This is a genomic window from Leptotrichia sp. oral taxon 417 (assembly GCF_013394865.1).
GTDB lineage: Bacteria > Fusobacteriota > Fusobacteriia > Fusobacteriales > Leptotrichiaceae > Leptotrichia > Leptotrichia wadei_A.
Window position 1 is genome coordinate 533,543 of sequence record NZ_JABXYV010000001.1, and the last position, 13,748, is coordinate 547,290.

A 13,748-nucleotide genomic window follows, 5' to 3' on the forward strand; every position below is an offset into this window, starting at 1 on the left:
TTTTATGGCAGAAAATAAGGGAATTAAGAATAATGGCAATGAAAAAGAGAGCAAAAAAAGAGAAAAATTGAAAATTAAGGAGCTTGAAACTGATGTTTTGATTATCGGTGGAGGGACTGCTGGTTGTTATGCAGCGATTACGATTGGGAAAAATTCTGATTTGTCAGTAATTGTGGCTGAAAAGGCGAATATTAAAAGAAGTGGATGTCTTGCGGCTGGAATTAATGCGATAAATGCTTACAATGTAAAAGGGCGTGTGCCACAAGATTATGTGGATTATGCAACAAAAGATGCGAATGGAATTGTACGGAATGACTTGTTAATTACTGCTGCGAATAGATTTAATGAAATTACGGCTGAAGTGGAAAAATTGGGGCTTGTAATTTTGAAGGATGAGAATGGAGAATATGTCGCACGTGGGAACAGAAATATAAAAATAAATGGAGAAAATTTTAAGCCGATACTTGCTGATGCGGTGAAAAAGACAAAAAATGTGAGAGTTTTGAACACGCTTAATATTACGGACTTGCTCACAAAAGATGGGAAAGTTTATGGAGCTATTGGATTTTCTATAAAAAAAGAGGAAGCATTTGTAATAAGGGCAAAAAAAGTTATAATTTCGACTGGAGGGGCTGCTGGGCTTTATAAGCCTAATAATCCTGGATTTTCACGACATAAAATGTGGTATCCGCCATTTAATACTGGGGCAGGATATGCGATGGGAATTTTGGCAGGAGCTGAGATGACAACTTTTGAAATGAGATTTATTGCTTTGAGATGTAAGGATACAATTGCACCAGTTGGGACAATTGCTCAGGGGGTTGGAGCAAAACAGATAAATTCGAAAGGATTTGTGTATGAAGATAAATATGGACTTACAACAAGTGAGCGTGTTTATGGAACTGTGCGAGAAAATCAACTTGGAAATGGGCCTTGTTATTTGAAAACAAGTGGAATTAGTGAAGATGAAAGCGATAGTTTGTTAAAAGCATATTTGAATATGGCGCCAAGTCAGACATTGAAATGGATTGAAAGTGGAAAAAATCCAAATGAGCAAGATGTAGAAATTGAAGGGACAGAGCCTTACATTGTTGGAGGGCATACTGCAAGTGGCTTTTGGGTAAATACGAATAGAGAAACAACGATTAACGGACTTTATGCAGCAGGTGATGTAGCTGGAGGTTGTCCACAAAAATATGTTACAGGAGCATTGGCAGAAGGAGAAATTGCTGCACTTGATATAATTTCAAAATTGAATGATGAAAAAAATTGTGGAAAACTTGATGAAAATGTGGAAAACTTTTTGGATAATCAAAAAAAACAAATTATTGGACAATATGAAAAAATTAGAAATACGAAGGCTAGAAGATTTTCAACTGAAGATATGGAAGAGGGAATGCAGAAAATTATGGATGAGTATGCAGGTGGAATATCGACAAATTATCAGTTTAATGAGAAACAATTGAAATTGGCAAAACAGAAAATTGATCAGTTGATAGAGCTTTCTGATGAGCTTTCGGCAGATAATATGCATGATTTGATGTTTGTTTATGAATTGAAGGAGCGATTGACGGTTTGTAAATCGTTAATTGGACATCTTTTCTTTAGAAAAGAAACTAGATGGCATTCATTTAATGAAAATTTAGATTATCCTGAAACCGATGAAAATTATTTTAAATATGTAAATTCGAGATTGGTTGATGGAGAGCTGGAAGTATTTACGAGGGAAATTGTGAAGGAGGACAAGTATGAGCATAGTAATTGATCCATATAAATGTATTGGGTGTACGAAATGTACGCAAGTGTGTCCAGGTACTTTAATCGAGATGCAAAAAGTTGAAGATATGAAGGTCAAAAAGGCAGTTATGCAATATCCAAAAGATTGCTGGGGATGTGTTTCCTGCGTGAAGGAATGTCCAGTTCAGGCGATTTCATTTTTCCTCGGAGCAGATATTGGTGGAAATGGAAGTACGATGACGACTAAAGAGGAAGGCGATATTCTAAAATGGATTATTGAAAAAAGAGATGGAACTGTAGAAGAAATTGATATAAATAGAAAAGATGCTAATAAATATTGATAAATATAATGAATAATAAAAATGGCTACCTCAATTATGAGATAGCCTAAATTGATCTTTTTCAAAAATGCTACGTATTTTCTTAAACTAATTATACAACATTTTAGAGAAAAAAACAATAATAATTTTAATAAAAAAAATAATTTTTTGAGTTTTTATAGAATTCAGATTAATTTTATTATATAATGTAAGTGGCTTAAAAATAAGTTTGATCTCTTATTTTAAGTATCTCCGTAAAAAGGAGGTGCAAAAATGCTACGGTATATAAAAATAACAATACTGATTATAGTATTATTCTTTTTGATACAAAATAATGCTATGTAGCAGTATTTTTTCTCACTATTCTAAATCTGAGTAGTGAGTTTTTTTAAAATAAATTACTTTAATATAAAAAATATTCTATTTACAAAGTAAAATTAAATTGTATATACACTTGACTATACAAATATGATGTGCAATAATATAGAAAATAAAATATATTAAATTTTTTTATTCATAAGTTTAAAAAAATAAAAAAAGAAAGGGTGATTTATAATATGAATGAATTATCTCACTTAGATGAATTGGAAGCAGAGGCGATATACATTATTCGGGAAGTTGCAGCTGAATGCGAAAATCCTGTTATGTTGTATTCGATAGGGAAGGATAGCTCGGTTATGTTACATTTGGCTATGAAGGCATTTTATCCTGAAAAACCGCCTTTTCCTTTTCTACATGTAAATACTGGTTGGAAATTTAAGGAAATGATTAATTTTCGTGATAAAAGGGCGAAAGAACTTGGAATTGAAATGATTGAATACATCAATCCTGAAGGAGTTGAAAAAAATATTAATCCGTTTGATCATGGATCTTCGTTTACTGATATTATGAAAACACAAGCGTTGAAACAGGCACTTAATAAATATGGATTTACGGCAGCATTTGGTGGAGGTCGTAGAGATGAAGAAAAAAGTCGTGCTAAAGAAAGAATTTTCTCATTTAGAAATGCAGCACAAGCATGGGATCCTAAAAATCAACGTCCAGAAATGTGGAAACTTTACAATACAGAGATTAGTAAAGGTGAAAGTATTAGAGTTTTCCCAATTTCTAATTGGACTGAAAAAGATATTTGGGAATATATTCAAAGGGAGAATATACCAATTGTGTCGCTTTATTCGGCAGCAGAACGTCCTGTTGTAGAAAGAGATGGAAATTTAATCATGGTTGATGATGAGAGAATGCGATTGGAAGAAGGCGAAGAGTCTGAAATTAAAATGGTTCGTTTTAGAACGCTAGGAGATTATCCGTTGTCTGGTGCTGTGGAATCAGATGCTGTAACTTTGGAGGAAATAATTGATGAAACATTGAGTTCAGTTGAATCTGAGCGTACAAGTAGAGTAATTGATAGAGATAGTGGGGCAGCAAGCATGGAAAAAAGAAAAAGAGAGGGGTATTTTTAATGGTGAGATTATTAAAATTTATTACTTGTGGAAGTGTGGATGATGGAAAATCAACATTGATTGGAAATATTCTTTATAACTCGAAATTGCTTTATGCAGATCAAGAGGAAGCATTGATTTTAGATAGTAAAGTTGGATCACGTGGAGGAGCGATTGATTATTCGCTACTTTTAGATGGATTGATGGCTGAAAGAGAACAAGGAATCACGATTGATGTAGCTTATCGTTATTTTACTACAAATAAACGTAGCTTTATTGTGGCTGATACGCCAGGTCATGAAGAATATACAAGAAATATGGCAGTTGGAGCTTCATTTGCCGAAGTTGCAATTTTGCTTTTAGATGTTACAAAAGGTGTACTTGTTCAAACTAGAAGACACGCAAGAATTTGCTCAATGGTCGGAATACGTCATTTCGTTTTTGCAGTAAATAAAATGGATTTAGCAAATTATAGCGAAGAGAAATTTAATAAAATTGTCGATGAAGTGAAGGAATTGGCAAAAGAATTGGAATTAGAAAATATAAAAATAATTCCTGTAAGTGCGACTGAAGGAGATAATGTTACTAAAAAATCAGAAAATATGCCTTGGTATAAGGAAGAAAGTATTATCGAATATTTGGAAACAGTTGATGTAACAGAAGATACTAAAAATTCTGATTTTTATGTACCAATTCAAAGAGTTTGTCGTCCAAATCATGAATTTAGAGGATTCCAAGGGCAAATTGAAAGTGGTTTTATAAAAGTTGGAGAAGAAATTGTTGTGTTGCCAAGTAATGAAACTGCGACTGTGAAAACGATTTTGAATGGGGATAGAAATGTAGAAGAGGCATTTTCAGGACAAGCTATTACGATTCAGTTAGATAAAGAAGTAGACGTGAGCCGTGGTTCTGTTATTACAAAAAACAAAAATCTTCCAGTTTCAAAATCGGTTGAAGCTGCATTATTATGGATGGATGATGATAAGTTAATTGTTGGAAAAGAATATTTGGCAAAACTTGGAACAAAGAAACTACCTGCAATATTGAAGGAAATTGTTTATAAAATTGACGTTAATACTGGAGAAAAAATTAAAACGCAAAGTATTACAAAAAATGAAATTGCTCTTTGTAAAATTGAATTTTCAGATAAAGTTATTGTTGATTTGTTTAAGAAAAATAAGACTTTGGGAGAATTGATATTAATTGATAGACTTTCTCATCAAACAGCTGCTGCGGGAGTAGTGGAAAATATTGATACGACTGGGGAAAAACCATATTTTGAAAAAAATGATATAAAAATTGGTGGATATATTTTTGAAGAATTGTATTTTGATTTTGAAAATGCGAGAATGTCTAAAGAAGAAACAGGAGAAAAAACGTATCATGTAGGCGATATTGTGCCTCAAATGGGAGATAGCTTCGAGTATCCGCAATATTTTGACATTATTTCACTTGAAAGCGAAGCGGCAGTTTTAGTTAGAGATCGTAAGATTTTTGATATTGTGAAATTGGAAGATTACCACTTTACAGGGCTTCCAGTGTTAGATGAAGCAGGATTTGGATTGCAGATAAAAACTAGAGAAGATATGAAAAATTATCTTGCAGACCATAATCAAAATAAAAATAAAGTAGAAATTCACAAAAAATGGGCAAAATTTGAGACTTATAGAAGAATAGTAAGTGGAGATAGTTTTTACGTGATTTAAAAAATTATTAAATAAAAAGGGAAAGGAAAAGGGAAATATGCTAAAAAAACTGAAAGTGCCATTGATATTTGTTGCAATTATAATTTTACTTTATTTTGTGGGAATTATGCGACAAAACAGTAAAATTGGGAAGAATAATCAAAAAATGGAAATTGTGAATGTTTCCTATGATCCTACCCGTGAATTGTACGAGAGATATAATGGGCTGTTTAAGGCATATTACAAGGAAAAGTATGGAAAGGATGTGAATATTATCCAGTCACACGGAGGGTCAGGATCGCAAGCACGTTCAGTAATTGAAGGTCTTGATGCAGATGTTGTGACATTAGCTTTGGAAAATGATGTAGCACTTCTTGAGAAAGTAGATTTGCTAGAAAAAGGCTGGGTAGATAAATTTCCAGGCAGTTCTTCTCCGTATACCTCGACAATCGTTTTTCTTGTAAGAAAAGAAAATCCACAAAATATCAAGGATTGGAACGATTTAGTAAAAAAAGGAGTAAAAGTAATAACACCTGATCCAAAAAGTAGTGGTGGAGCTTGCTGGAATTTTTTGGCAGCATGGTCGTATGGACTTGAAAAATATGGAAAAGATGAAAATAAAATAAAAAATTTTGTAAAGAGCATTTATGATAATGTGGCTGTAATGGATTCAGGAGCAAGGGCAGCGACTACAACTTTTGTGGAAAATAATCAGGGAGATGTGTTAATTGCATGGGAAAATGAGGCGATTGCAACGGTTAAGGAATATCCTGACAAATATCAAATTGTTTATCCAAGTGTGAGTATTTTAGCTCAGCCGACAGTCGCAGTAGTCGATAAAATCGCAAAAAATGATGGAACGTATCAAATAAGCACAGAATACTTGAAATATCTATATTCTGAAAAGGCACAAGAAATAATCGCTGAAAGCGGTTATAGACCTTATGACCAAAAAGTTTTAAAAAAATATGGAAATAAATTTGATTTAAAGATGAAATTGACGAAAATAGATAATTTTGGTGGATGGAAAAAAGCATATGAGAAATTTTTCAATGAAGGTGCTTTATTTGATAAAATTTATTAAATAGTGCAAGAACACTTGCAACTTTAGTCATGAGATGAATTGTACGAAAATTAAGGTTAAATCCTAAACATTATGATAATAGACAATCAGCAGCTAATCCTGAAAAGGAAAGTTCAACGACTATCCCTCGTGAGGGGAGTACAATACAAGCGATAGGTATTGGAAGTGGTTTCGCCTAAGTCCTTGAAATAGGATATGGATAAGATATAGTCTGTGCTTGTTAGAGATAACAAGAAGTTCAAGGCTAATCTCCTTAATTTGTTAAGGAGTATATATGCCATGAGAACTGCATAAGTAGTAGCGAACTTATGTGAACGACACTTCCCACTGTTGTGGGGTTTTAAAAACTTTAAAAATAAATAAAAAATATTACTTTTTTGACAGATAAAATGTAGAATACATGGTATAATATCTCTGATGAAAAGGAGGTGATTATATATGTATTTAACATTGAAACAACAGGTAAAACATCTTAGTAAAAAGGAGTTTAGGAATTTAAAACATTTATCTCATATAGCCAAGAACTTAACTAATGAAGCTATATATAATATTAGACAGTATTATTTTAATAAGAAAAAGTATTTAAGTTATAGTGAAAACTATAAAATGCTTAAAAATAGTGAAAACTATAAGAAGTTAAATTCTAATATGGCACAACAAATTCTAAAAGAAGTAGACGGAAGTTTCAAATCATTTTTTGGACTTTTAAAACTTGCTAAAAATGGTCAATATGATAATAAAAAAATAAAATTACCTAAATATCTTGCTAAAGATGGATTTACAACTCTTGTTATAGGTTTTGTAAGATTAAAAGATGGTATTCTGATAGTTCCTTATTCAAATTTGTTTAAGAAAACTCATCAGGAGATTAAAATTAAACTACCACCAGTATTAAAAGACAAGAAGATAAAAGAGATTAGAATAATACCTAAACAACATTCTAGGTACTTTGAAATTCAATACATTTATGAGGTAGAAGAAGTTCAAAGGGAATTAAATAAAGAAAATGCACTAGGAATTGATTTAGGGATAAATAATCTTTGTACTTGTGTAACCAATAATGGAGCATCATTCATAATAGATGGTAGAAAATTAAAATCAATAAATCAATACTATAATAAGGTAAATGCAAAATTACAGAGTATAAAAGATAAGCAAAAGACCTCCCGCACAACATTAAGGCAAAAGAGAATAGCTAGAAAGAGAAATAATCGTATAAATGATTATCTTTCAAAAGTGGCAAGAATAATTGTAAATTATTGTCTTAATAATGATATAGGAAAACTAGTTCTAGGATATAATGAGGATTTTCAAAGAAAATCAAATATAGGAAGCATAAATAATCAGAACTTTGTAAATATACCATATGGAAAATTAAGAGATAAATTAATATATCTATGTAAACTATATGGAATAGAATTTAAACTGCAAGAAGAGAGTTATACATCGAAAGCAAGTTTCTTTGATGGAGATATAATTCCAGTATACGATAAAGAAAATATACAAGAATATATATTCAGTGGAAAAAGAATAAAAAGAGGACTATATCAAACAAGTAAAGGTTATCAATTAAATGCAGATTGTAATGGAGCATTAAATATTTTAAGAAAAAGTAAAGTTGTGGATTTAAGCATCCTATACAATAGAGGTGAACTGGACACGCCTAAAAGAATAAGGATAGCATAGGACTATCAAACTTCTTAGAAAATTTTTAAATGTTTTTAAAGATTTTAGAACCCTGTGACTTTAGTCGTGGGAGGTTCAGGAAAATTAAAAATAAAAAGGTTTTAAATGGAAGGAGTGAAAATGAAAATATTAGCTTTAAAAAGAAAAGAAAAAACTGTAATTCCAGGTTTTGGACTGACATTTGGAATATCACTGGCAATGTTGTCAATTTTAATATTGATACCGCTAGCCTCAATATTAGTCTATTCCTTTCGGTTGTCACCTTCTGAATTTTGGCAGCTTATAACAGAAAAGGCAGTTTTAAGTGCACTTTTTACAAGTGTCGGTTGTTCATTCATTGCCGCCATTATAAATTGTATTTTCGGAGTAATTTTGGCGTGGGTACTTGTAAAATACGATTTTTTTGGAAAAAGGTTTTTAGATGGAATGTTGGAATTACCTTTTGCCTTGCCTACCGCAGTTGCAGGAATTACGCTTTCAAAAATGTATTCTGATACTGGAATTGTTGGAAAATATTTTGCAAAATTTGGAATAAAAATTTCATACACTCACATTGGAATAATAATTGCATTAATTTTCGTTGGAATTCCTTTTGTGGTAAGAGCGGTTCAGCCGATATTAGAAAAACTAGATAATCAGTACGAAGAAGCAGCGTATATATTAGGTGCAGATAGAAAAACAACTTTTTGGAAAGTAATTTTTCCAGAGATAAAACCTGCACTTTTAACAGGATTTGGACTTGCATTTTCGAGAGGAATTGGAGAATATGGAAGCGTAATTTATATTTCAGGAAACAGCCTAAAAGAGCACACACAAGTTATTTCCTACGTAATTATGCAAAAATTAAATTACGTTGACTATCCTTCAGCAACTGTTATAGCTTTAGTAATGTTAATATTTTCATTCATACTTTTATTTTTAATAAACTTAGTTCAAATGAACCAATTTAAGCGAACAAACAATATTTAGGGAAGGGGAAAGCAATGGATAAAAAAAATAACACGATAAAATATGTATTAATAACAATAAGTGTACTATTTGTTGGAATTATGCTAGTATTGCCACTAATAGCAATTATCATAAATTCACTTCAAAAAGGCTGGGCATTTTACATAAAAAGCCTAACTGACAAATACGTTCTTTCAGCCTTGAAAGTGACAATAATTGCAACAATTTCAGCACTAATTATAAATACTTTTTTCGGAATAACAGCAGCATGGCTTCTCACAAAATTTTCTTTTCGTGGGAAACATATTTTAGCCACGCTAATAGACATTCCCTTCTCAATTTCACCAGTAATTGCAGGTCTTGCTTTCATTATGACCTTTGGAAGAATGGGTTGGGCAGCACCTTATATTACGGCATTGAATAAATTTTTTGTATTAGATATAAAAATAGTGTTCGCAATTCCAGGAGTAATTTTAGCAACTGTTTTTGTAACATTTCCATTTATTTCAAGGGAAATAGTTCCAATCTTGAATGCACAAGGAAAAGATGAGGAAGAAGCAGCGGCACTAATGGGAGCAGATGGATTCACAATTTTTAGAAAAATAACGCTACCACATATAAAATGGGGATTACTTTATGGAATAATTCTTTGTACAGCAAGAGCATTAGGAGAATTTGGTGCAGTAAATGCACTTTCAAAAGCAAGAGGAGGAACTTTCACATTGCCATTAGAAATAGATGCACTTTATTTATCAGGCTCATCAGAGTCAATAACAGCAGCTTTTGCAGTATCTTCACTTTTGGTACTTATTTCGATAATAATTTTGATTATTAAAAATATTGTTGAACATAAGTCTGCTAAAAAAGGGATTTAATAAAAAAATAATTGCAAATTTGAACTAGAAAATATATAATTGTATATGTAATTGTAATTTTATAACAAATTCAAATTTCTAAAAAATCAAACAAATAAAAAAATAGAGATTTGAATAAATAGCCATAGTTTTTAAGTTTGATTTTAAAATGGCGTTACTATTGAAGTAAAATAGTTATAAAATTTCTTAATTTTGGAGGGAAAAATGACAAAAAATATGAAAACAATGGATGGTAACCAAGCTGCAGCTCACATAGCTTATGCATTTACGGAAGTTGCTGGAATTTATCCAATCACTCCGTCATCAACTATGTCAGAGCATGTAGACCAATGGGCATCATACGGGAAGGAAAACTTATTTGGAACACAAGTGAAAGTTGTAGAAATGCAGTCAGAAGCCGGAGCAGCAGGAATTGTACACGGTTCATTACAAGCTGGAGCTTTAACTACGACATTTACTGCATCTCAAGGATTACTATTGAAAATACCTAATATGTATAAAATAGCAGGAGAATTGCTACCAGGAGTAATGCACGTGGCAGCAAGAGCTATTTCAACACAGGCATTATCAATATTTGGAGATCATCAAGATATTTATTCAGCTAGAATGACAGGTTGGACAATGCTTGCAACAAGCTCGGTTCAAGAAGTAATGGACTTAGCAGGAATCGCACATTTAGCAGCAATTAAATCAAGAGTCCCTGTTATGCACTTTTTTGATGGTTTCAGAACATCACATGAAATAAATAAAGTGGAAGTTATGGATTACGATTTTCTTGAAAGTTTACTTGATAAAAAAGCAGTTAGAGAATTTAGAGAAAGAGCATTAAATCCAGAAAAACCAGTAACAAGAGGAACAGCACAAAATGATGACATTTATTTCCAAGCAAGAGAAGCTCAAAATAAATTTTATGAAGCTGTACCTGATATCGTAAACGATTACATGAAAAAAATTAGCGAAAAAACAGGAAGATATTACGCACCATTTGTTTATTACGGAGCCGAAAACGCCGAAAGAGTTATTGTTGCAATGGGTTCTGTAAATGAAACAATCAAAGAAGTCGTAGATTATTTAAATAAAAAAGGAGAAAATGTAGGAGTGCTAAATGTTCACTTATACAGACCTTTTTCAAGCAAATATTTCTTCGATGCAATGCCAAAAAGCGTGAAAAAAATTGCCGTACTTGACAGAACAAAAGAGCCAGGAGCATTAGGAGAGCCATTATACATGGACGTAAAAGCACTTTATTACGGAAAAGAAAATGCACCTGAAATTGTAGGTGGAAGATACGGATTGTCATCAAAAGATACAACACCTGAACAAATTGTAGCAGTATTCAAAAATATTGCACAAAAAGAGCCTAAAAATAATTTTACAATAGGAATTGTTGATGACGTTACATTTACATCACTTGCACTTGAAGAAGAAGTTTTCACAGGAAACGAAGATGTGAAAGAGTGCTTATTTTACGGACTTGGTTCAGATGGAACTGTAGGAGCTAATAAAAATTCAATAAAAATTATTGGAGATAAGACAGACTTGTATGCACAAGGTTATTTTGCGTACGATTCTAAAAAAGCAGGAGGAGTGACAAGATCACATTTGAGATTCAGTAAAGATCCAATTCATTCAACTTACTTAGTTACAAGACCAGGTTTTGTAGCTTGTTCAGCACCTGCATACCTTGGAAAATATGATATGATTTCTGGATTAAAAGAAGGAGGAACATTCCTATTAAATACAATTTGGGATAAAGAAAGATTAATTCCAAGCATACCAAATGAAATTAAACGAGAGTTAGCTAGAAAAAAAATTAAATTTTTTATTATAAATGCTACAAAATTAGCTAAAGAAATTGGATTAGGAAACAGAACAAATACAATTATGCAATCGGCATTTTTCTATCTTTCAGAAGTAATTCCGCACGAAGAAGCAAAAGAGTATATGAAAGAATATGCAGAAAAAAGTTATGGAAGAAAAGGAAAAGATGTAGTTCAAAAAAACTGGAATGCTATTGACAGAGGAATTGATGGTTTAGAGCAAGTAGAAGTATTACCAGAATGGGCAGATCTTGAAGTAAACGAACAAATTATCGAAGCAGCAAAACCTGAATTTATCAAGAAAATAGTAGACCCAATTAACCATATGAAAGGTAACGAATTACCAGTTTCATCAATTATAGAAACAGGAATGGTAGACGGAACTTTCCAACCAGGAACTGCAAATTACGAAAAAAGAGGAGTAGCGTCAGAAGTACCAGAATGGCAACCAGATATGTGTATACAATGTAATCAATGTGCCTACGTTTGTCCGCACGCTGTAATACGACCATTTTTATTAGATGAAGAAGAAATGGCAAAAGCTCCTGAAGGAATGCCAACAATAAAGGCTTTGGGACGTGGAATGAATGAGTTGAACTATAAAATTCAAGTATCGCCTTTGGACTGTACAGGATGCAGTGCCTGTGTGGATGTGTGTCCTGCACCACGTGGAAAAGCGATTGTCATGAAATCTACTCAATCTCAAATTGAGAAAAATGAAATTGAATATACAGATTATTTATTTAACAATGTTTCTTATAAAGATAAAATTTTAGGAAAAAATACAGTAAAAGGTTCACAATTTGCAAAACCGCTATTTGAATTTTCCGGAGCTTGTGCTGGTTGTGGAGAAACACCGTATATTAAGTTGGTGACACAGTTATTTGGAGAAAGAATGATGGTTGCAAATGCAACTGGATGTTCTTCAATTTATGGCGCTTCTACTCCTTCAACACCATATACAACTGCTCAAAATGGTTGTGGACCTGCATGGGCATCTTCACTATTTGAAGACAATGCTGAATATGGATACGGAATGTTTCAGGCTATAAATACAATTCGACACAGAATTTTGAAGAGAATGGGAGAAATAAAAGAATATGTTTCACCTAAACTTGCAGAATTATTTATTTCATTTGAAGAAAACTTTGATGATGGAGATAAAACTACAGAAATTCGTGATGAATTAGTAGCAGCATTAGAAAAAGAAAATTCTGAAAACACAAATGAAAAAGTAAAAAATAATATTTCTGAAATATTAGAATTAAAACAATACTTAATCAAAAAATCTATCTGGATGTTTGGTGGAGACGGATGGGCCTATGACATAGGATTTGGTGGACTTGACCATGTTCTAGCTTCAGGAGATGATGTAAACATACTTGTGCTTGACACAGAAGTTTACTCAAATACAGGAGGGCAATCATCAAAATCTTCAAGAACTGGAGCAGTTGCAAAATTTGCAGCCTCAGGAAAACCAGCCAAGAAAAAAGATTTAGCCGCAATATTGATGACTTACGGAAATATCTACGTTGCTAAAGTATCAATGGGAGCAAACCAAAATCAGACATTAAAAGCAATAAGAGAAGCTGAAGCTTATCCAGGACCATCAATAGTAATAGCTTATTCACCTTGTATTGAACATGGTATAAAAGCGGGTATGGGTAAATTCCAAACAGAAGAAAAATTAGCAACAGAAGTAGGATATTGGCCAATTTTTAGATTTGATCCAAGATTAGCCGAAAAAGGTAAAAATCCATTGCAATTGGATACAAGAAATCCAGCTTGGGAAAAATATGAAGAATTTTTACTAGGAGAAAGAAGATATGCAACTTTGGCTGCAGAATTTCCTGAAAAGGCAAAAGAATTGCTGGAAACAAATTTGAAAAATGCTAAGGATAACTGGAATTATTATAAACGTATGGCGGCAATGGATTATTCAATAGAAGAATAAGTATATAATTTTGATTAAAATAAAATTTAAAATTTTTAATATAAAAATCCCCTTTATTTTAGGGGATTTTATTATTTGGAGAAAATATTTAAGATGAGCAGCATTTATTTTGATAAAAAAATGTGGTAAAATTATTAAGTATTCAGGTAAATAATTTATTAATTTGAATATTTAACAAAAAAATAGCAAGAAGTCGTAGG

At 32.1% G+C, this 13,748-nt stretch carries 9 protein-coding genes; all 9 read left to right on the forward strand.

All coding sequences use genetic code 11. The features are described 5' to 3' along the window. Positions 1 to 4 precede the first annotated feature (4 nt). The 9 genes from HW276_RS02675 to nifJ all read left to right on the forward strand — a co-directional run bounded on the left by HW276_RS02675 (position 5) and on the right by nifJ (position 13,548). Positions 5 to 1,765, forward strand: a complete 1,761-nt coding sequence (locus tag HW276_RS02675) for an adenylyl-sulfate reductase subunit alpha (RefSeq protein WP_178937318.1) — start codon at positions 5 to 7, stop codon at positions 1,763 to 1,765. After that, complete coding sequence (locus HW276_RS02680; RefSeq protein WP_147003031.1) at positions 1,749 to 2,078, forward strand: ferredoxin family protein; 330 nt, start codon at positions 1,749 to 1,751, stop codon at positions 2,076 to 2,078. Before HW276_RS02675 ends, HW276_RS02680 begins: the two co-directional genes overlap by 17 nt. Positions 2,079 to 2,614: 536 nt before the next feature. Continuing rightward, positions 2,615 to 3,517 (forward strand): sulfate adenylyltransferase subunit CysD, encoded by a 903-nt coding sequence (gene cysD, locus HW276_RS02685; RefSeq protein ID WP_147003032.1) that lies wholly within the window; start codon positions 2,615 to 2,617, stop codon positions 3,515 to 3,517. After that, complete coding sequence (locus HW276_RS02690; protein ID WP_178937319.1) at positions 3,517 to 5,202, forward strand: sulfate adenylyltransferase subunit 1; 1,686 nt, start codon at positions 3,517 to 3,519, stop codon at positions 5,200 to 5,202. The genes cysD and HW276_RS02690 overlap by 1 nt, the downstream gene beginning before the upstream one ends. A gap of 37 nt (positions 5,203 to 5,239) precedes the next feature. After that, positions 5,240 to 6,265, forward strand: coding sequence for a sulfate ABC transporter substrate-binding protein (locus HW276_RS02695; RefSeq protein WP_178937320.1), 1,026 nt, complete (start codon positions 5,240 to 5,242; stop codon positions 6,263 to 6,265). A gap of 438 nt (positions 6,266 to 6,703) precedes the next feature. After that, positions 6,704 to 7,951, forward strand: a complete 1,248-nt coding sequence (locus tag HW276_RS02700) for an RNA-guided endonuclease TnpB family protein (protein WP_147003035.1) — start codon at positions 6,704 to 6,706, stop codon at positions 7,949 to 7,951. Between the two features lie 105 nt (positions 7,952 to 8,056). Continuing rightward, on the forward strand, positions 8,057 to 8,920 hold the full coding sequence (cysT, locus tag HW276_RS02705) for a sulfate ABC transporter permease subunit CysT (protein WP_255460295.1): 864 nt from the start codon (positions 8,057 to 8,059) through the stop codon (positions 8,918 to 8,920). Positions 8,921 to 8,934: 14 nt separating this feature from the next. Further along, positions 8,935 to 9,774, forward strand: coding sequence for a sulfate ABC transporter permease (locus HW276_RS02710; RefSeq protein ID WP_178937321.1), 840 nt, complete (start codon positions 8,935 to 8,937; stop codon positions 9,772 to 9,774). Between the two features lie 204 nt (positions 9,775 to 9,978). Next, positions 9,979 to 13,548, forward strand: a complete 3,570-nt coding sequence (nifJ, locus tag HW276_RS02715) for a pyruvate:ferredoxin (flavodoxin) oxidoreductase (RefSeq protein ID WP_178937322.1) — start codon at positions 9,979 to 9,981, stop codon at positions 13,546 to 13,548. Positions 13,549 to 13,748: the final 200 nt, after the last annotated feature.

Bases quoted from the DNA above. Each gene is read 5' to 3' on its own strand.
- HW276_RS02675 (WP_178937318.1), top strand. From the start codon at position 5: ATGGCAGAAAATAAGGGAATTAAGAATAATGGCAATGAAAAAGAGAGC.
- HW276_RS02680 (WP_147003031.1), top strand. From the start codon at position 1,749: ATGAGCATAGTAATTGATCCATATAAATGTATTGGGTGTACGAAATGT.
- cysD (WP_147003032.1), top strand. From the start codon at position 2,615: ATGAATGAATTATCTCACTTAGATGAATTGGAAGCAGAGGCGATATAC.
- HW276_RS02690 (WP_178937319.1), top strand. From the start codon at position 3,517: ATGGTGAGATTATTAAAATTTATTACTTGTGGAAGTGTGGATGATGGA.
- HW276_RS02695 (WP_178937320.1), top strand. From the start codon at position 5,240: ATGCTAAAAAAACTGAAAGTGCCATTGATATTTGTTGCAATTATAATT.
- HW276_RS02700 (WP_147003035.1), top strand. From the start codon at position 6,704: ATGTATTTAACATTGAAACAACAGGTAAAACATCTTAGTAAAAAGGAG.
- cysT (WP_255460295.1), top strand. From the start codon at position 8,057: ATGGAAGGAGTGAAAATGAAAATATTAGCTTTAAAAAGAAAAGAAAAA.
- HW276_RS02710 (WP_178937321.1), top strand. From the start codon at position 8,935: ATGGATAAAAAAAATAACACGATAAAATATGTATTAATAACAATAAGT.
- nifJ (WP_178937322.1), top strand. From the start codon at position 9,979: ATGACAAAAAATATGAAAACAATGGATGGTAACCAAGCTGCAGCTCAC.